We start from the raw sequence: 21,655 nt of genomic DNA, 5'->3' as shown, positions 1-21,655 counted from the left end.
GTCACGCTCGGCGCGGTACGTCAAGCGGCTTCCGCCGGCGCCAGCTTTTCGCAGAGCAAGTCCGCCAAGCCGCGAATCGTGGTGACCTCGGCGGACGTAATGCGGACCCCCGTTTCGGACTCGATGCGAGTGCTCAGTTCGAGGGCGCCCAGCGAGTCAATCCCGCACTCGGGCAACGGCCGGTCCGGATCGATGCTGCGACGCACGATCAGGCTGACATGGTCGGAGATCAGCCGCCGCAACCGCAGCGGCCACTCGTCCAACGGCAGCTCGTCCAGCTCCGCACGCAGTTTGCTTGAGCCCGAGGGGTTTTGGCGATTGGCACGGAACGCTTCGGCGAACGGAGTGCGCTGGGCGAAGGCGGTCAACCACGGTGAGCCGGTGATCGGGGCGTAGCCGGTGTAGGCGCGGTCGTGGCGCAGCAGCGCTTCGAACGCATAGGCGCCCTCGTCGGGCGCGATGGCAACGCCTGAGCCCTCCGCCAAGGCGGCGCCACGGCCGATCTGGGCCCAGGCGCCCCACGCGATGGCGGTGGCCGGCAAGCCCTGAGCCCGCCGCCACAGGGTGAAGCCGTCCAGCCAGCTGTTGGCCGCGGCGTACGCGCCCTGCCCGGGCGAACCCACCAGCGCGGCCGCCGAGGAGAACGAGCAGAACCAGTCCAATGGCTGATCAAGCGTGGCCTGATGCAGGTTCCATGCACCGTAAGCCTTTGGCGCCCAGTCGCGCTCGATGAGCCCGTCGGTGATGTTGGTCAGGGTGGCGTCCTCGATCACGGCCGCCGCATGCAGCACGCCGCGCACTTGCAGCCCGGTGGCGGTCGCTGCGGCCACCAACCGTTCCGCCGTCCCGGCTTGCGCGATGTCGCCACACTCCACGACGATGTCGGCACCCAGCGCGCGAATGCAGTCGATCGTCTCCAGCGCCTTGACCGTTGGCTGTGAGCGCGAGGACAGCACGACGCGACCGCAGCCGGCCGCTGCGATCTTCTCTGCCAAGAACAGCCCCAGGGCGCCCAGCCCACCGGTGATGATGTAGGCCCCGTCGGGCCGGAAGACCCGGGTCTGCGCCGGCGGCACCATCACCCGGTTCTGGCCGGTGTGCGGGATGTCGAGCACGAGTTTCCCCGTGTGCTGGGCGTTGCTCATCACCCGAATGGCGGTCGCGGCGTCGGCAAGAGGGTAATGCGTGGTCTGCGGCATCGGCAGCGATCCGTCCGCGGTGAGCCGATAGACCGTGCTCAGCAACTCGCGCAGCCGGTCCGGATCACTGTAGGACAGCAGCCCCAGGTCGACGCCGTAGAACGACAGGTTGCGCCGGAACGGGAAGAGCCCCAACCGGCTGTCGGTGTAGATGTCGCGTTTGCCGATCTCGACGAATCGTCCACCGATCGCAAGTAATTCGAGGCCGGCGCGCTGGGCGGCACCGGTGACCGAGTTGAGCACGATGTCGACACCGTACCCCTCGGTGTCCCGGCGGATCAGATCGGCGAACTCCAGGCTTCGCGAGTCGTACACGTGCTCAATGCCCATGCTGCGCAGCAACTCTCGGCGCTGCTCGCTGCCCGCGGTGGCGAAGATCTGGGCTCCCGCGGCGCGGGCGATCGCGATGGCTGCCTGTCCCACCCCGCCGGTCCCGGAATGGATCAACACTTTGTCACCGGCCTTGATGCGGGCCAGTTCGTGCAGGCCGTAGTAGGCGGTGCCGTGCGCGGTCGTCACCGCCGCCGCCTGGTCGTCGGAAAGTCCCTCCGGCAGCGTGAAGGCCTGGCGCGCGTCGCAGGTGAGGAACGTGCCCCAGCAGCCGTCGGCGCACAGGCCCGCGACGTGATCGCCCACCCGGTGGCCGGTTACGTCCGGTCCGACCGCCGTCACCACCCCGGCGAAGTCGGTGCCCAACTCCGGTAGCCGCCCCTCGAAGGCGGGATAGCGGCCGAACGCCACCAGCACGTCGGCGAAGTTGATGCTGGACGCGTTGATCGCCACCTCGATCTGGCCCGGGCCCGGCGGAATCCGCTCGCAGGCAATGAATTCCATCGATTCCGGATCACCGGGCGTTCGGATCTGCAGACGCATCGCGTCCCGCCCGGGGTTGGCGACGGCGGTGTGCCGTTCCTCGGGCCGCAGCGGAGTGGGGTACAACCGCGCGGTGTACCACTGGCCGTTTCGCCAGGCGGTCTCGTCCTCCTCGGACCCGCCGAGCAGTTGCAGTGCCAGCTGCTCGGCGTCGGTGGATTCATCCACGTCGATGTGGGAGGCGCCCAGATGTGGCTGCTCAGTGCCGATCACCCGGATCAGGCCGCGCAGCCCGGCCTGCTCCAAGTTGGGCCGCTCCCCGGCCAGCACGCCCTGGGCACAGCGGGTTACGACGTACAGGCGAGGCGGATCGCCAGGGATCTCCAGCATGGCACCGACGATCCGCACCAGCTCCTGCACGTCCTCCCGGCCCCGCACCGCGGACTGCTCGTCCGGCGCGCCGTCCGTCGGCCCGGCCACGACCACCACGCCGGTGAATTCCTGGGCACGCAACTGGTTGTCAAGTTCTTCGACGCTCGACGCATGAGTGCAGTGCGCGCCATAACCTTTCAACGCACTGCCCAACTCGGCGGCCAACCCGTCCCTGCTCGCGGTGCTGATCGACAGCCACGCTCCCGCGTCGGCGTTGGGGAGTTCGGGCAGCTGTCGCTGCTGCCATTCGATGGTCAGCAGCCGCTCGGACAGCACCCGATCCTGGTGGCCGCTCTCGGATGTTCCGATGGCGAGCCGCAGCCCCTGCACGGCCAGCAGCACGGTCCCGTCCTCGTCGAGCACATCGATGTCGGTCTCGATGCCGGTGGTGTCGGTGCCGGTGACCCGCAGGTAGCAATAGCGGGCGTTGCGGGCCGGGCCATAGGCGCGGAGTCGACTGACGCCCACCGGCAATGCCAGTGCGTCCCCGCCGATTTCGTGGAGTTCCGGAAGCGCCGCGACGGACTGGAAGCAGGCATCCAGCAGTGCCGGGTGCACGCCGTAGACGGCCTGCTGTGTGCGGATCGGGCCGATCAGCGCGACCTCGGCCAGCGCGGTGCCCGCCTGCTCGTCGGCGGTGTGTACGGCGGCCAGCCCGGTGAACGCCGGACCGTACTGAATTCCGTGCTGGTCCAAGCGCTTTCGCACGTCCTCGCCTTCGACGCGGCACGGGTGCGCTGCCAGTAGGGCGGATATGTCCTGCGCGGGCGGCTGACCATCGTCCGCGGCGTGCAGGACCGCGGCAGCATGCCGCACCTGCTGGCCCTGCTGATTGGTTTCGACGACGAAGTTGACCTCGTCGGGCGTTTCCAGCGACGCGACGGCACCGACCGTGGTTTGCTCATCGAGCAACAAGGCCTGCTCGAAACGGATGTCACGGGCCTCGACGCCCTCGCCAAGGACCGCCTCGGCTGCGGCCAGCGCCATCTCGCAGTAGGCCGCCCCCGGAAGGACTGCGACATTGTGGATCTGGTGATCGCCCAGCCAGGGTTGGGCGTCGGTGCCGACTTCGGCCTGCCACACATGGCGCTCCGGCTCCTCCTGCAAGCGCACGTGCGGCCCCAACAGCGGATGCACTGAAACAGTGCAGCCGCCACGTTTCGGGCCGCGTTGACCACCCTGCTCCGACTCGGGCAACCACAGCCGTTGATGGGTCCAGGTCGGCAGCGGCGCATCCACCAGCCGCCCGCTCGGGCACACTGCCGAGAAATCGACCGCAGCGCCCGCGCCGTGCACATCCGTCACGAAACCCCTTAGCCCGTGCGGTAATTCCTGTTCGCGGCGCATGGCGGCCAGCGTGGTCAGGGGCGTGTCGAGACTCCGGGCGGTCTGGGCGACGGCGTGGGTGAGCAGGGGGTGGGGTGCCAGCTCCGCGAACACCCGGTGGCCGTCCTCCAGGGCGGCGCGCACCGCCGCGGAGAACCGCACCATGCGGCGCATGTTGTCCGCCCAGTACCGCGCATCGCACGCCGGCTGTTCGCGCGGGTCATACAGGGTCGCGGAGTAGAACGGGACGTCGGGCGTCATCGGATTGAGTTCTGCGAGTGCGTCGGTCAACTCGCCGACGATCGGGTCGACTTGCGGTGAGTGGAAGGCGACATCGGTCGGGACCTCGCGGGCCATCACACCCCGCTGCTCCCAGGCCGCCACCAGCTCGCGAACCGTCGCCGCGGCGCCGGCGATCACGGTGGACTCCGGCGATGCCACCACCGCCACCACGACGTCTTTGATCCGGCGCACGGTCAGCTCCGAAAGTACCTGCTGGGCAGGAAGTTCCACCGATGCGGTGGCACCGGAGCCGGCGACGCGGGACATCAGCCGCGAGCGGCTGCATATCACCCGCAACCCGTCTTCCAACGACAGCGCTCCCGCGACGACTGCGGCCGCAGCTTCACCGACCGAGTGCCCGATGACCGCACCGGGGCGCACTCCGTAGGCTTTCATGGTTTCGGCGAGGGCGACCTGCGTGGTGAACAGCGTCGGCTGGATCCGCTCCTGGCCGGTCACGACTTGCGGCGCGGACATCGCCTCGGTCACCGAGAACCCACACTCGCGCAGGATAATTGGCTCGGCCTGCGCGACAGTAGCGGCGAAAACCGGTTCGGTGGTCAGCAATTCAGCGCCCATCCGGGCCCACTGCGAACCCTGGCCGGAAAACACCCACACCGGCCCCCGGTCGTCGCGCCCGACGGCCGGCGGATACGGCGTATCGCCCTCGGCGATCTCGCGCAACGCCTCGGTGAGCTCCGGTCGGTCGCCTGCAACGACGGCGGTGCGCACTGGACGGTGCGCGCGCCGACGCGCCAGGGTGTAGGCCAGATCCGGCAACGCCACGTCGTCGTTTACCTGGACCCAGTCGGCCAGCCGGCCGGCAGTGCGACGCAGTTCGTCGGCCGAGGTGGACGACAGCGGGAAGACCAGCGGCCCCCCCGATGCGGCTAAGATATGTTCGGGCGCAGCGGCTTCCGGTGCCTGCTCGAGCACGGCGTGGACGTTGGTCCCGGAGAGCCCGTACGACGACACCGCCGCCCGGCGCGGGTGGCGGCCATTGCCGGCCCATGGCGAAGTCTCTTGCGGTACAAAGAGTTTAGTGTCGATGCGAGCAAGCTCATCAGGCAGACGGGTGAAATGCAGGTTCCGCGGGACCACCCCATGCTGCAGCGCCAGAACCGCCTTCATCAGCCCGAGTATCCCCGCGGCCGACTGGGTGTGGCCGAAGTTGGTCTTGAGCGACGCCAGCGCGCAGGGGCCTTCGGTGCCATAAACGTTAGCCAGACTGGCAAATTCGATGGGGTCACCGACCGGGGTGCCGGGGCCGTGCGCCTCGACCATGCCGACCGTGTTGGGATCGACACCGGCCGCGGCCAACGCCGTCCGGTACACCGCGGTCTGCGCGGTCTCCGACGGTGTCGCGATGTTCACGGTGTGGCCGTCCTGGTTGGCGGCCGTACCGCGCACCACCCCCAGGATCCGGTCGCCGTCTCGTAGCGCGTCGGGCAACCGCTTGAGCAGCACCACCGCGCAACCCTCGCCGGAGACGAATCCGTCTGCCGCGGCGTCGAACGCGTGACAGCGTCCGGTGGGAGACAGCATGCCCTGGGCCGACCCCACCACGAACTTGCGCGGTTCCAGCATCACCAACGCGCCGCCCGCGAGGGCAAGGTCACTTTCGCCGTCGTTCAGGCTGCGGCAAGCCGTGTGCACCGCGAGCAGTCCTGAAGAACACGCGGAGTCCACAGTGACAGCGGGACCGTGGACCCGCAGGGCGTAGGCGATTCGTCCGGACGCCATGCTGAACCCGTTGCCCACGAAGCCGTAGGGCCCCTCCATGTCGGGGGCGTCGGCGGTCACCAATTGGTAGTCCATGTGGGTCAGCCCGACGAACACTCCGGTCAGTGACCCGGTCATCATCTCCGGGGTGAGACCGGCGTGCTCCATGGCTTCCCAGGAGGTTTCCAGCAAAAGGCGGTGCTGCGGATCGAGGGTGGTCGCCTCGCGCTCGTTGATCCCGAAGAACCCGGCGTCGAAGCCGGCAACGTCGTCGAGGAACGCGCCCCACTTGCACGTCGACCGGCCCTGCACCCCTGGCTCGGGATCGTAGTAGTCGTCGACATCCCAACGGTCGGGCGGGATTTCGGTGACGAAGTCGTCACCCCGCAGCAACGCTTCCCATAGGCGTTCGGGCGAGTCGATGCCCCCGGGAAGTCGGCACGCCATGCCGATGACGGCGACCGGAGTGACGGGTATAGTCGAGCCGTTTACATGCTGATCCAGCGTCTCGAATGAGACCATGCCGCCTCCCCCACAGCAACGACGCGCAGCGCTAGTTGCGCGTCAACCTGATAACCATTGACCGGGGGGCGGTGGTTCAAACATTAGAAATGCGGTTGCGACGTTTCAGAGGTTTCAGCGGCGCCGTACGGGGGAACCTGAGGCAGGTGATGGGGGAGTCCATTCCGGCTGTGCTGCGCGAGCGCGCCAGTCTGCAGCCCGACGACATAGCGGTCACGTTCATCGATTACGAGCAGGACTGGGACGGCGTTCCCGAGTCCCTGACGTGGTCACAGCTGTATCGCCGAACGCTGGGCGTGGCTCGGGAACTCGACCAGCGCGGGTCACCCGGTGACCGCGCGGTCATCCTGGCCCCGCAGGGTCTTGATTACGTCGTTGCGTTTCTCGGCGCCTTGCACGCCGGACAGATCGCGGTTCCGCTTTCGGTTCCGCTGGGTGGCGCCATCGACGACCGGGTCGGATGGGTGCTGCGCGACGCCTCGCCCGCCGTGGTGCTGACGACGTCCGCCGCGGTGAGCACGGTCGCCGGGCATCTCGATGCTTCCGCTGCGTCGGTCGTCGAGGTCGACCTGCTGGACCGGGATGCTCGGCATGGATCCCTTGCGCACGACATGCCGGGTACGGCGTATTTGCAGTACACGTCCGGGTCGACCCGTCAGCCGGCGGGCGTCATGATGTCGCAGAAAAATATTCTGGGCAATTTCGAACAGTTGATGTCCGGCTACTTCGCGGATTATGGGAATGTCCCCCCGCCGGACACCACCATATTGTCCTGGCTGCCGTTCTATCACGACATGGGTTTGCTGTTAGGAATCTGTGCGCCAGTGCTTTTGGGGCTTCCCGCGGTGCTCACCAGCCCGGTGGCGTTCCTGCAGCGGCCCGCCCGCTGGATGCAATTGATGGCAAGCAATAGCCACACATACACCGCCGGGCCGAACTTCGCGTTCGAATTGGCGGCGCGAAAAACATCCGACGATGACATGGTCGGCTTTGATCTGTCGGATGTGCTCATCATCGTCACCGGCAGTGAGCGGGTGCACCCCGCGACATTGCGGCGCTTCACCCAGCGGTTTGCCCGGTTCAATTTGCGCGACACCGTGATACGGCCGTCGTACGGGCTGGCCGAAGCGACGGTGTACGTGTCGACCCGCACGCCCGGGGAACCACCGAAAGTCGTCCACTTCGACTCCGAAAAGCTGTCCGAAGGACATGCGAAGCCGTGCGCGCCCGGCGGAGGTGCACCGTTGGTCAGCTACGGAGTGCCGCAGACCCCGCTGGTGCGGATCGTCGATCCGGACAACAGCAGCGAGTGCCCGGCGGGAACGGCGGGGGAGATCTGGGTGCACGGCGACAACGTCGCCGCCGGCTACTGGGGGAAATCGGCGGAGACCGAGCGCACTTTCGGGGGCGTTCTGGCCGGGTCGTCCGACGGGCCTTGGCTGCGCAGCGGGGATCTGGGCTTCATCTCCGATGGTGAGCTGTTCATCGTCGGCCGGATCAAGGACCTGTTGATCGTCCATGGTCGCAATCACTCCGCCGACGACGTCGAGGCGACGATCCAGGAGGTCACCGGAGGCCGCGTCGCGGCGATCGCCATTCCGGACGGGCACACCGAGAAACTCGTCGCGATCATCGAGCTGAAGAAGCGGGGCGAGACTCCGGAGGAGGTTCTGGACAAGCTCGGGGCGATCAGGGGTGAAGTCGCTTCGGCGATATTCAACGCGCACGGTCTGTCCGTCGCGGATCTGGTTCTGGTGCCGCCGGGGTCGATACCGATCACCACCAGCGGCAAGGTCAGGCGCGCGACGTGCGTCGAGCAGTACCGGCACGGTCAGTTCGCCCGCTTGGATTCCTAGCGCTCCGCACCTAGCGCGCCGGCAGCTTCAGTACCCGGAAGTTCAATTCGTCGAGAACGTAAACATTGCCGGCGCTGTCGACCGCAACCTCACCCGGGTGATTCAGGCCCGTGAACGGCAGCACCGAGGGAGTGTCCGTGCCGGCCACCAACTTCAGCACCTGGTTGGTCCCGAAGTCACCGACGTAGAGGTTGCCCGCTGCGTCGGTGGCGAGGGCGGCGGGCGACTTGACGCCGGGTAGCGGCAGCACGGATGGACCGCTCGCGCCCGGTGCCAGCTTGAGCACCTGGTGGGTGCCGAGTTCGGACACGTACAGGTTGCCCGCCGCGTCTGCGGCAACTTTGGTGGGCTGCTTGAGGTCTGGGAACGGCAGCGCCGACGGGCTCGTCGCGCCTGGTGCCAGCTTTAGGACTTGGTTGTTGCCGAAATCGCAGACGTAGAGGTTGTCCGCGCCGTCCACGGCCAGGCCGCCGGGCTTCGTCAGGCCGCTGAACGGCAGCACGGTTGGCGTGGCGGCGCCGGACTGAAGCTTCAACACCCGCCCGCCATGGTTGTCGATGACGTAGACGTCGCCGCCGGTGTCGACCGCTACATCAGTGGGCTGGCCAAGATCGTCGAACGGCAGCTGGTTCGGGTTGACCCCCGGCGCGAATTTCCACACCTTGCCGTAGTACGAGTCGAGGGTGTATGTGACGCCGCCGGTGTCCACTGCCAACCCGGCCAAGTGATTGATGAACCTCCCGATCGGCAGCACGACCTGCGGTGCATAGGTTCCGGTGCGCGCGGCCGGGGTCGCAGAGCTGGTCGTCGATGCGCTTGGCGTGGTTGGTGCGGAATGGGAGCAGCCCGACACTGAGGTGGCGGCGATTCCGGCCCCTACGACCATGGTGAGCAAGGGGCTCGGCCTAGACACCGTCGTACCTCGTGCAGGCCAACGCGGCCGTCATGCGCCTAAGGATAGGACCTGAGAAGGGTCGAAACGCCGATAAATGCTCCCGTGCGACGCTTGCGCACAGATATAGTCACCGAGTGATCGGCGCCGAGTCGCTGACGGGGCGTGACAGCGAAATAGGGATCATTCGGCGTGCCCTCAGCGGAGCCGGCAACCACTCCGGTGTGGTGATCGCGGGAGCGGCCGGCGTCGGCAAGACCTGGCTGGCCCGCGAAGTGCTGCGCCGCGCCGAGGCGTCGGGCGAGCGCACGAAGTGGATCGTCGGCACCGACTCGGCGCAGGCGCTCCCCCTCGGCGCATTCATCGGGTCGCTCGGCGAGGCGATGTCCGATCCGCTCACCAACGTGCGGCGGGTGATCAATTCGTTTGTCGCGCAACAGCGTCGGAGTCGTGTGGTGGTGGGCGTCGACGACGCGCACCTGCTGGACGGATTGTCCGCGCTGGTCGTCCATCAGCTGGCGCAGTCGGGTGGGGCCCGGCTGCTGGTCACGATGCGCACCGGCGGCGACGAACCCGACGCGGTGACGGCGTTGTGGAAGGACGGGCTGCTGGTTCGCCTTGATCTCGAACCGCTTTCGGACGCGGCGACACGCGAGGTCATCGAGACCACGCTGGACGGACCGGTCGATGCGCGCAGCGCGGCGCGGTTCCGGCAGCTGACCGGTGGGAACGCCTTGTTCCTGCGCCAGTTGCTGGCCGATCAGGTGGCAGCGGGGCGGATGCGGAAACTGGCCGGGGTGTGGATGTGGGAGGGCGACGTCGCGGTCTCGCCAAGTCTGTCGGACACCATCGGGCACCAGATGGGCCGGCTGAAACCGCGAATGGCGATGGTGGTCGACACGTTGTCGCTGTGCCAGCCGCTGGCCGTCGACGTGCTGTGCGATCTGGTGCCTCGCAGCGACCTGGCGGCCGCCGAACGAATGGGCCTGGTGAGCGTCGAGCGCACCGGCACGGGGCTGATGGCGAGGCTGGCGCACCCGCTGTTCGGTGAGCTGCGCCGCGCCCGCGCCGGCGAGATGTACCTGTCGGAGATCCGGGGCAGGCTGGCGACGCGGCTGGCCGAAGACGGCGACGCCGACATGCAGGCCACCGTGCGCCGCGCGCTGCTCCGGCTCGAGTCGGATCTCGATCCCGACCCCGCGCTGTATCTGGAATCGGCACGGCATGCCATGACGCTGCTGGATCTGGATCTGGCCGACCGATTCGCCACCGCCGCCGCGCGAGCCGGTGCTCCCGGGGCGGCCGGGCTGCGGGCCATGAACCTGGTGCTGCTCGGCCGCGGCGAACAGGCCGAAGCGGCGCTGCGCGACATGACCGACGGCGACTTGCCCGACGGCCACCACTGGGCGACCGTGCGGGCGGCCAACCTGATTTGGATGCTCGGCAATCCCCAGCACGCCGCGGTGATCCTCGACGAACTCGCCTCGGTCGCCGAGACCCCGGCCCAGCTGGCGGAGCGGTTGGCGGTGCAGGCCTGCGTGGACGCGGTGTCGGCGCGGTGCCAGCTGGCAGCCGAACGAGCAGGGGCCGCACTGGATTTCCCAGATCTTCCGGGATTTCACGCGATGATGGCCTCGCTGGCGTTGATCATGGGCATGGGCGCGCTGGGGCAGGTCGACGAACTCGCGGGCGTGGCCGAGCAGGCGTTGCGCCGCGCGACGACGTCGTTTCAGGCCTCCCACATGCGGTTCTGGTTCGGCGCGGTATACGGCCGCGCCTGCCGGCTGACCGGGCGTATCGACGAATTCGTCAGCACGGCAAAGCAACTGGCCGATTCGGCTCGCGACATCCCTGGGCTGGCCTACGCGAATCTGGCCCTGCTGCTGGGCAACGCGGAGCTGGTTCGCGGCGCCGCTGCGGAGGCGGCCCGGCTGGTGCACGAAGCGGTTGCCGGTGTGCAGATACACTCTGTCACAACGGGTTTGCGTCCGGCGAGCTACTTCGCTTTGGCCGAGGCGCACGCCAAGCTCGGGCAGGCCAGTGAAGCGAATGACGCCGTCGCAGCAGCCCGGTCCTGCGTGCCGCCCGACTACCTGTTCATGCACACCGCCCTGGCGCTGGCCGGCGGCTGGGCGATGGCGGCAAGCGGCCGCCTGGGCGAGGCCGTCACGAGCGTGCGGGAGGCCGCACTGGTTGCCCGCGAGCGTGGCCAGCCCACCCACGAGCTGGCCTGCATACAGGCCGCGGCGCAATGGGGTGACGCCTCCCAGGCGGCGCGGGCGCGCGAGCTGGCTGGCGCGTTGTCGCTACCGGTGGCCGACGCGGTCGCGTTGCATACGGAGGCGCTGCTGGCCGGGGACGGCGAGGGTCTGCTGGCGGCCTCGGCGAAGTACCGGGGGGTCGGTGATCGGGCCGCGGCCGCCGACGCCGCGGCGCAGGCGTCCGTCGCGTTCGACGAGGACCAGCATCATCGGCGTGGGCTCTACGCCGCGGCATTGGCCAGGGAATTGGCCGACGAATGCGGCGGTCTGCAGACGCCGGCGCTGCGGACTCCGGCGGGTCTCAAGTTGTCGGGTCGCCAGCGCGACGTCGTCGAACTCGTCGTGGCCGGACTGTCCAACCGCGAGATCGCCGAGAAGCTGGTGATGTCGGTGCGCACCGTGGAGGGTCACGTCTACCGCGCTTGCCAGCGGGTGGGCGCGCAGTCCCGCGAGGAGCTGGCGTCGATCATCCGGTCCGGACCCGGCGCCGCATCAAACTGAGCGCTCCCGCTCGACCAAGTCGAGTAGTCGACTACGCATGCGCACCCGCGAAGCCCGGCCATACCGTGCCTGCAGACGAAGGAGCTGCCATGGTTGAGATGCTGGAGCAAACCAAAGTCCACGAACTGACGCTGGCGCCGAAGAATCCCCTCCCGCTGTCACAGCAACGCAGGGCGATCCGGTCTTTCATCGAGGGGGTTCAGGAGCTGTTGGATGCCGGGGGCCCGATCACCCGGCTGGCTCTCGCGCCCAAGTGGCTGCTTCCGCCAGTGGTGCTGATCGCCACGCCGCAGGGCGCGCGTGACCTGATGGGCCGCAGCGACGAGGTCGCCGACCGTGGCCGGGGTCGGTCAATGGTCGAAATGCGGGCGCTGATGGGTGGCAACCTGCTCAATCTCCCGCACCAGCAGTGGCTACCGCGCCGGTGCGCGCTGCAGCCGATGTTCACCAAACGCCGGGTTTCGCAATACGCGGGACACATGGCCGCAGCCGCGGCCACTGTCGTCGACCGTTGGAGCGACGGCTCCTTCGTCGACCTGGACACCGAGTGCCGCAAGCTGACGCTGCGGGCTCTGGGGCGCTCGGTGCTCGGCCTGGACCTCGATGAGCGCGCCGACGAGATCGGCTGGGCCCTGCGTACCGCATTGGCATGGGTCGCTGACCGGTCGGCGCGGGTGGTCAACCCGCCGCGCTGGCTGCCGACCCGCGGACAGCGCGCCGCTCACAAGGCCAACGGCATGTTGCACGGGCTGGCCGCCGAAATCCTGCATGAGGTGCGCACCGACCCCGACCGGGAAGCCCCGCTGGTCCGCGCCCTGATCCAGGCGATCGACGAGGAGACGGGTCGGCCGCTCACCGATGACGAGATCTGCCACGAGCTGGTGCTGTTCATGCTCGCGGGCCACGACACCACCTCGACCACGCTGACCTATGCGTTGTGGTCGTTGGGGCACGACCGCGAACTGCAGGAGCGAGTGCGCGCGGAAGTCGCCGCGCTGGGCGAGCGGGCGCTGACCCCAGACGACGTCGCCGAACTCGGGCTGACCGTGCGGGTGTTGCACGAGGCGCTGCGGCTGTGCCCGCCCGCGGCCGGGTCGATGCGTTCACCAACCCGCGACATCGTCGTCGACGGCTACCGAGTCGAGGCCAACACCGTTGCCATGGTGAGCTTCTACGCCCTGCACCGCGACCCGACGCTGTGGGAGGACCCGCTGAAGTTCGATCCGGACCGCTTTCTCCCGGAACGGTCGAAGGATCGCAGCCGCTGGCAGTACCTGCCGTTCGGCGGGGGACCGCGCTCCTGCATCGGCGATCACTTCGCGATGCTGGAGGCCACGCTCGCGCTGGCCACGATCGTCCGCGCGGCCGAGATCGAGTCGCTCGGTTTGGATTTCCCACTCGAGACGCCGTTCACGGTGGTGGCCGCCGCACCCGTGCACGCGCGGGTGCTGGGCACCGGGGTCGCGCAGGCCGCGCAGCAGGATGCGGGCAGCCGCCCAGTGCCCGTGACCCTTAGCGAACCGGCAGCTTGAGCACCCGGGAGTTCATCGGGTCGCTGACGTAAACGTTGCCGGCGGTGTCCACCGCGATGTCCTCCGGCCCGTTCAGGCCGGTGAACGGCAGTGTGGCCGGACTACTCGCGCTGGCCGGGAATTTAAGCACCTGGTTGTTGGCGACATCGGTGACGTAGAGGTTGCCTGCGGCGTCCGCGGCAAGGCCACCGGGCTGCTTGACGCCGGTGAGGGGCAGCACCGACGTATTGCTCGCGCCCGCAGCGAGTTTCAGCACCTGGCGGGTCGAGAGCTCGGCGATGTAGACGTTGCCGGCCGCATCCACCGCCAGGTTGGTGGGCTGCCTTCCCTCGGGAAACGGCAGCGGGGTCGGACCGCCGGCGCCTGCGGACAGTTTCAGCACCTGTTTGGTCGCGAGTTCGGTGACGTAGACGTTGCCTGCGGCGTCCACCGCCACGTCCCCGGGTTGTTTGAGTCCGTTGAACGGCAGCACAGCCGGAGCGTTGGCTCCGGGGGTCAGCTTCAATACCCGGCTGCCGTGGCCGTCGAGCACGTAAAGGTTTCCGCCCATGTCGACCGCCACATGAACGGGCTGGCCCAGGTCGGTGAACGGCAGCGCGCTCGGGTTGGCTCCCGGAGTCAGTTTCCACACTTTGCCGGAATGTGAGTCCAGGACGTAGACGTTGCCGCCGGCGTCTGCTGCCAAACCGGCGGGGCTCTTGACGGCCTCCCCGAACGGCAGCACGATTTGTTCGCCATACGACGCGCGCGGGGCCAAGATACTCGGGCTGGGCTGACCGGTCACCCATGTGCTTGGCGCAGCGTTTGGTTTGGAATGCGAGCAGCCCGCGAGGGCTGCCGTCACGACCAGGGCATACAACAGGGCAGATCTCAGTCTGGTCATCGCTGAGAATTGAACCACCCGTGCGCTATGTGCCAACCAGCCGCACGCCGGCCCACAGCGTCACCACCGCCGCGACCAATGCCACCGGCACGGTACACAGACCCAGCAGCGTGTACTCGCCGACGCCGGGCTCGATGTCGTGCTGGCGCAGCACGCGTCGCCACAGCAGGTTGGACAGGGAGCCGGCGTAGGTCAGATTGGGTCCGATGTTGACCCCGATCAGCACCGCCAGGACTGCCGCCGGCCCGCTGGCCGCGACCAGCGGCATCAACGCCAGCGTGGCGGGCAGATTATTGACCGCGTTGGCCAGCACGGCGGCCACCGCCGCGATGGCGAGCAATGCCGGCAGGGAAGTGCCCGACGGCAGCACCCCGGACATCCGCGCCGACATCCCGTTCAGCATCACCGCCTGCACCACGACGCCCAGGGCCAAGACGAATATCAAAAACGACACGTTCACCGAGCGCGCGATCTCCACCACCGAGGTGCGCCGGTGGTACAGGCTGCGCGCGCCCAACACACAGGCGCCGGCCAACGCGGCCCAGGCCGGCGCAACGCCCACCGATTCGGCGACCGCGAACCCGACCAGCGTCAACCCGACGACCACCAGGACGAACACCGGCGGCCGGGGCGGCTCGCCGACCTGATGCGGGTCCGGCTCCACCCGCAGATCCTTGGCGAAGAACCACCGGAAGACCACGTACATGGTGGCCACCGCGGTCAACCACGGCAGCGTCATCACCAGCGTGAACTTGGTGAACGAGATGTTGGCGACGTGAAAGGCCAGCAGGTTGGTCAGATTCGACACCGGAAGCAGCAGCGAGGCCCCGTTGGCCAGGTGGGCGGTCGCATAGGAGTAGGGCCGCACCGGGGTCCGCAGGCGGCGCACCGTGGCCAGCACCACCGGGGTGAGCAACACCACGGTGGCGTCCAGGCTGAGCGCGGCGGTGATGGTCGCGGCGATGACGAACACCTGGCGCAGCAGGCCGTGCGACCCGACGCGCACCCGCGCCATCGCGGCGCCCGCGGCCTCGAACAGGCCTTCGTCGTCGCACAGTTGGGCCAGCACCAGCACCGCACCCAGGAAGAGGACGACGTGGGCCAGCCCGGCCACCTGCTCTGCTGCCTGGTGTGCCGAAATCGCGCCGACCGCAATGAGAATCAACGCGGCCGGAACCGCGGCCAGCGCCTCCGGCCAACCCCGCGGGCGGGCGACCGCGAACCCCAGCACGACAGCAAGCAGCAACAGCGCAAAGAGCAGCATCAATTTTCTAGACCCAGGGGTCCTCGCGCTGCCACACCGTCGGCATGTGCAGCGCGACACCGTCGGCGGCCGCCAGCTCGGACAGCGTGTCGATGGACACGTCCAGGTCGTCGGCCGCAAAGGGGAAGGCCCGCAACGGTTCTGACAGCGGCCGGAAGAAGTCGTCCCAGTGGATCAAAACCACCCGGCGCGCGCCGACCGCGCGCACCACCTCGGTCCAGTACTCGACCAGATACGACCGTGGCTGCACGCCCAGCTGCCCGACGCCCAGATACACGACCTCGGCGCGCCGGCCGTCCAGCGCACCCTTGACATAGCCGGCACTGCCCTGGATCAGCAGCCGCCGGCCCGACGGCCGGTGGTGGATCAGCGTCGACCATGCCTCACCACAGCGATACGCCGACGCCTTCACCGGCGGCACCACCGGCTCGCTGATCACTCCGGGGAACCGGTCGGGCGGGCAGTGGTGCGACTCGACCAGCGTGACGTCGTAGGCGCCCAACTGAATTGGCTCACCGGAGACCGCGACGACGAGACGGCTCTCGGGCAGCCCGTGCCCGCGCCCGACATTGGCCGCGGACTCGCCCCCGACCAGCTGCGCCCCGGTGCGGTCGGCGACCAGCGCGGAATCCATCGCGTGGTCGATGTGCGTGTGTACCGGAATGACGGCCTCCAGCCGCGACACGTCGGCGCGGGCCAGGCATTCGTCCACCCGCGCCGGTGACGGCGCCACCTTGCCGGCCGCCACCTGCGTCAGGCCGGGGCGGGAGAAGTAGCCGTCGGTCATCAGCGCCGAGGACCCGTCGTCGAGCAGCACTGTCGCCACGCCGATCCAGGTGGCCGACAGCGGTGCATCCGCTGAGGCGACAGGCACGTCGAAGCGATCCGAATACCGCGCGAGGTTGGGCCGACCCAGCTTCAGGCGCATCAGCCGAACGCCTTGATCTCGACGCCGGCGGCTTTCAACGAATCACGCACCGCGGCGGCGATCTGCACCGCACCGGGCGAATCACCATGCACGCAAACCGATTCCACAGTGACCCCAATCTGTGTTCCGTCGACCGCGGTGACCCGGCCGTCGGTCACCATGCCTACCACCCGCTGTGCGATCGCCGCCGGATCCTGCAGCACCGCGCCCGGTTCGCGGCGGGACACCAGCTGCCCGTCCGGCCGGTAGGCGCGATCGGCGAATGCCTCTGCGACCGTGCGCAATCCAACGCGGCGGGCCTCCTCGAAGAACACCGAACCGGCCAGGCCCAGCACCGGCAGCGAGGCGTCCACCATTCCTACCGCCGCCGCGACGGCGGCGGCCTGCACGCGGTTCCGCACAATCGTGTTGTACAGCGCCCCATGGGGTTTGACGTAGCACACCGTCGAGCCGCAGGCGTGTGCGAGCGCCTGCAGAGCGCCGATCTGATAAACCACGTCGGCGAGCAGATCCTCGACGGCGACGTCGATGAAGCGTCTGCCGAACCCGGCCAGGTCGCGGTAGCTCACCTGCGCCCCGATGCGCACCTCGCGCCCGGCGGCCGACCGGCACACCCGCAGCAGGCCGGCCGGATCACCCGCATGGAAGCCGCACGCCACGTTGGCGCTGGTGACGATCCCGAGCATGGCGTCGTCATCGCCGAGCCGCCAGACACCGAATCCCTCACCCAGGTCGGCATTCAGGTCGATACAGCGGTCGATGCAGCCCACCCGATCAGCTTATTGCGCCTACCGCTGGAAAGCCTTGGCCGCGATCTGAGTGGCGATGTCTACGGCCGCCGAGCCGGGGCTGAAGCTGCACGCCACGATGTCGATGGCGACGTTGTTGCGCACGGTCAGAGCCCGCTGACACGTCCACCCGTTGCCGCCTTCCTGGGTTTCGGTGGTGCTGAGGGTGCCGTCGGCGTTGGTGACCCCGGCCACCGACCACACGGTGTCGCGCTGGCCCGGGTTGGGATCGGTAAACGTGCGGTTGGAGCAGGCGGGCCAGCTCGTCGTCGAGGATTTGTAGAACGACGACGCGTCGCGTGCGGACGAGAAGGCGACCACGGACTGGATTGCGTAGTGGTCGCGCTTCTTGGAGCCGTCGATGCTGTCGTCGATCCGCTGACCGCGTACCGTCAACCACCCGGTGTTGGCGTACACCTTGTCCTGCGCGGGCCCGTCTACCGCCAGACAGTTCTTGTCGGGCACGTCGGCGCTCCAGTCCCACATCTTCTTGGCTTCGAACCACACCTTCATCGACGTGGCGCCCAGCGCGGTGTTGATCTGACTGACGTCGAGCAGCAGCTTGTCCAGGGCGGAAACCGGTATGGCGGCCTGCCCGAACGGCCCGGACTTATCGGCGGGCACGGCCTTCCCGCTGACGTTGTCGGTGCAGCCGACAGCGAGCGTACACACGCTCGCCAGCACAAGGCCTGCAATTTGCTGACGCACTGTTGCTCCCCTACCTGCGCGTGAGCCGGTGCGAACAGCTTAAGCGGTGGCGTACCGATACCGCCTCCCGATCAGCCAGCAAAACAGGTAGATCAGGAACGAGATGGTCGCGACGAATACCGACACCGGAACGCCCGGCGCCAGCGACAGCACGATGCCCCCGACCGCGGAGACCTCGGCGAACACCACCGAGGCCATGATCGCCGCGGCCGGTGAGGTGACCACCCGGGCCGCCGCGGCCGCCGGTGTGATCAGCAATGACATCACCAGCAGCGCCCCGACGATCTGCACGGCCTGGGCCGCCACCACACCCACCAGCGCGGCAAACACGATGCCCAGGGCCCGTACCGGCACCCCGCGGGCGGCCGCGACGTCCGGGTCGACGGTGGCGAACAGCAGGGGTCGGTAGCAGACGGCCAACACCACGATGACAAGCAGGCAAACCAGTGCCAGCATGGCCAGCCCGGAATAACCCACCCCGACGATCTGGCCCGTCAGCAAGGCGAAACTGGTCGCCGTCCGGCCCGGGTAGAGGTAGATGAACAGCACCGCCAGGCCCAGCCCGAACGCCAGCACCACCCCGGTCACCGAATCCCGCTCCCGGGCCCGCTGACCGAGGATGCCGAACAGCGCGGCGGCCAGCGCGCTGCCGATCAGCGCGCCCATACCCACCTCGAACCCGACCAACAACGCGAACGCGGCGCCGGTCAGAGATAGTTCGCTGGAGCCGTGCACGGCGAACGACATCTGGCGCATCACGATGAACGGCCCGATCAGCCCGGCGACCAACCCCAGCAGCGCCGCCGCCACCAGCGCCTGCTGAACGAAGTCGTGCCGGAGCAGGTGGGCGGTGATGTCGAAGGAGAACAGGTGGTCCAGCATCTCCTCGAGCCGGTAGTTGGTCACGCCTGCCCGTCCGTCGTGCCGACCACCACGTAGCGGTTCTTGACCTTCACCACCTGGATATCGGCCTGGTAGAGCCGCGACAGCGTCTCGGTGGTCATCACCTGCTCCACCGCGCCGATCTCGAATCGGCCGTCGACCAGATAGAGCACCCGGTCCACATACGGCAGGATCGGGTTGACCTCGTGCGTGACGACGATGACCGTGGTGCCGGCCTCCTGGCGGCGGCGGTCGATCAGCGCCGCCACCAACTTGGCGTTGGCCGGATCCAGGGTCAGCAGTGGTTCATCGCAGAGCAGCAGCATTGGGTCGCTGACCAGCGCCTGGGCGACGCGCACCCGCTGCAGCTCGCCGCCGGACATCACGCCGACGCGGACGTCGGACAGCTGTTCGCCGTTGACCCGTCGCAGCGCCTGCAGCACGGCCTCACGCCGACGGGCCCGCTCGGCGGGTCGCAGCGGCACGCAGCCCCAGCGAGACCCGTCGATGCCCAGCGCGACCAGGTCGCGGCCGCGCAGCATCAGGTCCCGGTCCATCGGGTGGTGCTGCGGCACATAGCCGATGCGCCCGCTGCCCGAGGTGATCCGTTTCCCGTCCACCAGCGCCACCCCGGCGCTCAACGGGAGCTGTCCGAGCAACACCTTGAGCAGTGACGTCTTCCCGGTTCCGTTGGGGCCCAGCACCGCGATGAACTCGCCGCGCGACACCGACAGGTCGAGGTGATCCCACAGCACGCGATCGCCGAACGCCAAGCGGGCGCCGTTGAGCGAGACGGTTTGTGGACAGGGGACGACCCCGACCGCTTGGCGACTCACGTGCTTATCGACTCGTCCGCAGCGCGGCCAGCAGCTCGTTGACCGTGTTGCGTTGCCAGGTCAGGTAGTCGGTGTCCTGGGGGAGGGTCTCGGTCAAATCGGTCACCGGGACACCGGCTCGCCGGGCGGCGTCCTTCAGGCCGTTGGTCGCGGGGGTGGCCGTCTGCGGGTTGACCAGCAGAGCCGAGACCTGTCGGCGCTTGATCAGGTCGAGAACCGATGCCATGTCGGCCGGCGACGGATCGGTTTCGTTCTCGTTGGCCGCGCTGAAAGCGGCCGGGGTGCGATTGACCAGGCCGGACGCGGTGAGCAGGTAGTACCCGACGGGCTCGGTCACGATGACCCCGGTGGCGGGATAGGTGCTGGCGATGGCGTGTTCGGAGATGGCGATCGCGTCGGCGCCGCGGCTGAATTCGGCGGCGTTGGCGCGGTAGTCCGCGGCATTGGCCGGGTCGATGGCCGTCAGCCGGTCGGCGATCAGGCTGGCGACGGACTTGGCGACGTTCAGGTCGTAGAAGACGTGCTCGTCGCGCGGGCGCGCCGCGGTCGGCTCGAGCAGCGAGTAGGCGTCGACCGATTTGATGCTCGGATGGGCGGCCAGCACCTGGTCGACCCACGGGTCATACCCGCCGCCGTTGTAGACCACCAGGGCGGCGTCGGTGATCGCGGCGGCGTCCGACGGACTGGCCTGGTACGAGTGCGGATCGGTGTTGGCGCCGGACAGGATGGACGTGACGGCGAGGTGGTTGCCGACGACGGCGCGTGCCACGCTGCCCCACACGTCGGTGGACGCCACCACGGCGCCCGCGTGCGGGTGCGCCCCACCGGCGCTGCAGCCGGTCACCGCCGTTGAGATCAGGCAGGCGGCGACCAGGCAGCTGCCGATCAGGCGGGCGGTGATCAGGTGTCCCGCTAGAGCCCTTCGCACGCTCGATGTCCTCTCGCCGGCCCCACGCCGACCCTTAATATTAATGAAAATCGTTTCCAATAGTAATGTGGGGGGTCGGAGCCGCATAGGTGCGCACGAGGATTCGCTGTAGCCTGACCGAACGTGAGTCCCACACCGCGTCGGCATGCGACTCTGGCGTCGTTGGCTGCCGAGCTCAAGGTCTCGCGCACCACCATCTCGAACGCCTTCAACCGACCGGATCAGCTCTCACCCGAGCTCCGTGAACGCGTGCTCGCCACGGCGAAGCGACTGGGTTACGCGGGCCCGGATCCGGTGGCGCGATCGTTGCGGACCCGCAAAGCCGGCGCGGTCGGCCTGGTGATGACCGAAGCGCTGACCTACTCCTTCAGCGACCCCGCGGCGCGGGATTTCGTTGCGGGAGTGGCGGAATCGTGCGAGGAACTGGGCCAGGGGCTGCTGCTGGTGGCGGTCGGTCCGAGCCGCAGCCTGTCCGACGGAACATCCGCCGTGCTCTCCGCCGGGGTGGACGGCTTCGTGGTTTATTCGGTCTGCGACGACGACCCCTACCTACAGGTGGTGCTACAGCGGCGGCTGCCCGTTGTGCTGGTCGACCAGCCCATCGGACTGCAGGGGGTGTCCCGGGTCGGCATCGACGACCGGGCGGCGATGCGCGAGATCACCGACTACGTGCTCGGATTGGGGCATCGCGAGATCGGCCTACTGACCATGCGCCTGGGCCGGGACCGGCGCCAGGGCCTGGTGGACGCCGAGCGGCTGAAGTCGCCGACCTTCGACGTGCAGCGCGAGCGCATCGTCGGGGTGTGGGACGCGATGGCGGCCCACGGCGTCGAACCCGATTCGCTGACCGTGGTGGAAAGCTACGAGCACCTGCCGACGTCGGGCGGCACCGCCGCGAAGGTGGCGCTGGAGGCCAATCCGCGGATTACCGCGCTGATGTGTACCGCGGACATCCTGGCGCTGTCGGCCATGGATTACCTACGCGGACATGGCATTTACGTGCCAGGTCAGATGACGGTCACCGGTTTCGACGGCGTGCCCGAAGCGATCAGCCGCGGGCTGACCACGGTGGCGCAGCCGAGCCTGCAGAAGGGGCGGCG

Annotated in this window: 14 protein-coding genes; 4 read left to right on the top strand and 10 right to left on the bottom strand. The window is 68.5% G+C overall.

Annotated features, from left to right (window positions below; translation table 11 throughout):
- Nucleotides 1–20: 20 nt before the first annotated feature.
- Nucleotides 21–6,296 (bottom strand): sulfolipid-1 biosynthesis phthioceranic/hydroxyphthioceranic acid synthase, encoded by a 6,276-nt coding sequence (pks2, locus tag VML93_RS16405; protein ID WP_325612207.1) that lies wholly within the window; start codon nt 6,294–6,296, stop codon nt 21–23.
- 146 nt (nt 6,297–6,442) lie between these two features.
- On the opposite strand from pks2, the gene VML93_RS16400 reads away from it, so the two are divergent.
- Nucleotides 6,443–8,152: an AMP-binding protein gene (locus tag VML93_RS16400; protein ID WP_325612206.1), complete on the top strand. Its 1,710-nt coding sequence runs from the start codon at nt 6,443–6,445 to the stop codon at nt 8,150–8,152.
- Nucleotides 8,153–8,162: 10 nt separating this feature from the next.
- On the opposite strand, the gene VML93_RS16395 is transcribed toward VML93_RS16400, so the two are convergent.
- Nucleotides 8,163–9,065 carry an NHL repeat-containing protein gene (locus VML93_RS16395; protein WP_325612204.1) on the bottom strand — a complete coding sequence of 301 codons (903 nt, stop codon included), beginning with the start codon at nt 9,063–9,065 and terminating at the stop codon, nt 8,163–8,165.
- A gap of 116 nt (nt 9,066–9,181) precedes the next feature.
- On the opposite strand from VML93_RS16395, the gene VML93_RS16390 reads away from it, so the two are divergent.
- Both VML93_RS16390 and VML93_RS16385 read left to right on the top strand, forming a co-directional pair.
- The gene (locus tag VML93_RS16390) at nt 9,182–11,806 is read left to right on the top strand and encodes a helix-turn-helix transcriptional regulator (RefSeq protein WP_325612202.1); all 2,625 of its coding nucleotides are present in this window, start codon (nt 9,182–9,184) and stop codon (nt 11,804–11,806) included.
- Nucleotides 11,807–11,895: 89 nt separating this feature from the next.
- Nucleotides 11,896–13,338 carry a cytochrome P450 gene (locus VML93_RS16385; RefSeq protein WP_325612200.1) on the top strand — a complete coding sequence of 481 codons (1,443 nt, stop codon included), beginning with the start codon at nt 11,896–11,898 and terminating at the stop codon, nt 13,336–13,338.
- On the opposite strand, the gene VML93_RS16380 is transcribed toward VML93_RS16385, so the two are convergent.
- The 8 genes from VML93_RS16380 to VML93_RS16345 form a co-directional block, all read right to left on the bottom strand.
- Nucleotides 13,319–14,095, bottom strand: a complete 777-nt coding sequence (locus tag VML93_RS16380; RefSeq protein WP_325612199.1) for an NHL repeat-containing protein — start codon at nt 14,093–14,095, stop codon at nt 13,319–13,321. The two genes, VML93_RS16385 and VML93_RS16380, sit on opposite strands and share 20 nt — an antisense overlap.
- A gap of 151 nt (nt 14,096–14,246) precedes the next feature.
- A complete protein-coding gene (locus VML93_RS16375; protein WP_325612197.1) occupies nt 14,247–15,488 on the bottom strand; it encodes an SLC13 family permease in 1,242 nt (413 codons plus the stop codon).
- Between the two features lie 4 nt (nt 15,489–15,492).
- Nucleotides 15,493–16,413, bottom strand: coding sequence for an MBL fold metallo-hydrolase (locus VML93_RS16370; RefSeq protein WP_325612196.1), 921 nt, complete (start codon nt 16,411–16,413; stop codon nt 15,493–15,495).
- Nucleotides 16,413–17,174: a 5-oxoprolinase subunit PxpA gene (locus tag VML93_RS16365; protein ID WP_325612217.1), complete on the bottom strand. Its 762-nt coding sequence runs from the start codon at nt 17,172–17,174 to the stop codon at nt 16,413–16,415. The genes VML93_RS16370 and VML93_RS16365 overlap by 1 nt, the downstream gene beginning before the upstream one ends.
- 27 nt (nt 17,175–17,201) lie before the next feature.
- Nucleotides 17,202–17,909, bottom strand: coding sequence for a sensor domain-containing protein (locus VML93_RS16360; protein WP_325612195.1), 708 nt, complete (start codon nt 17,907–17,909; stop codon nt 17,202–17,204).
- A gap of 39 nt (nt 17,910–17,948) precedes the next feature.
- Nucleotides 17,949–18,791: a metal ABC transporter permease gene (locus VML93_RS16355; RefSeq protein ID WP_325612216.1), complete on the bottom strand. Its 843-nt coding sequence runs from the start codon at nt 18,789–18,791 to the stop codon at nt 17,949–17,951.
- 20 nt (nt 18,792–18,811) lie between these two features.
- Nucleotides 18,812–19,627 carry a metal ABC transporter ATP-binding protein gene (locus VML93_RS16350; protein WP_325612193.1) on the bottom strand — a complete coding sequence of 272 codons (816 nt, stop codon included), beginning with the start codon at nt 19,625–19,627 and terminating at the stop codon, nt 18,812–18,814.
- A gap of 4 nt (nt 19,628–19,631) precedes the next feature.
- The gene (locus VML93_RS16345; protein WP_414686377.1) at nt 19,632–20,555 is read right to left on the bottom strand and encodes a metal ABC transporter solute-binding protein, Zn/Mn family; all 924 of its coding nucleotides are present in this window, start codon (nt 20,553–20,555) and stop codon (nt 19,632–19,634) included.
- Nucleotides 20,556–20,678: 123 nt separating this feature from the next.
- On the opposite strand from VML93_RS16345, the gene VML93_RS16340 reads away from it, so the two are divergent.
- A partial coding sequence (locus VML93_RS16340; protein WP_325612192.1) for a LacI family DNA-binding transcriptional regulator occupies nt 20,679–21,655 on the top strand: 977 nt, incomplete at its 3' end.

Origin of the sequence: Mycobacterium sp. (assembly GCF_035499775.1) — a bacterium.
Taxonomy (GTDB): Bacteria; Actinomycetota; Actinomycetes; order Mycobacteriales; family Mycobacteriaceae; genus Mycobacterium.
Note: the sequence above shows the minus strand (reverse complement) of the source record. Positions and strands in the feature narration are given on the sequence as shown.

What these genes read in the sequence shown, in the direction of transcription:
- VML93_RS16355 (WP_325612216.1), bottom strand. Translation starts at nt 18,791, where the DNA reads ATGCTGGACCACCTGTTCTCCTTCGACATCACCGCCCACCTGCTCCGG.
- VML93_RS16385 (WP_325612200.1), top strand. Translation starts at nt 11,896, where the DNA reads ATGGTTGAGATGCTGGAGCAAACCAAAGTCCACGAACTGACGCTGGCG.
- VML93_RS16370 (WP_325612196.1), bottom strand. Translation starts at nt 16,413, where the DNA reads ATGCGCCTGAAGCTGGGTCGGCCCAACCTCGCGCGGTATTCGGATCGC.
- pks2 (WP_325612207.1), bottom strand. Translation starts at nt 6,296, where the DNA reads ATGGTCTCATTCGAGACGCTGGATCAGCATGTAAACGGCTCGACTATA.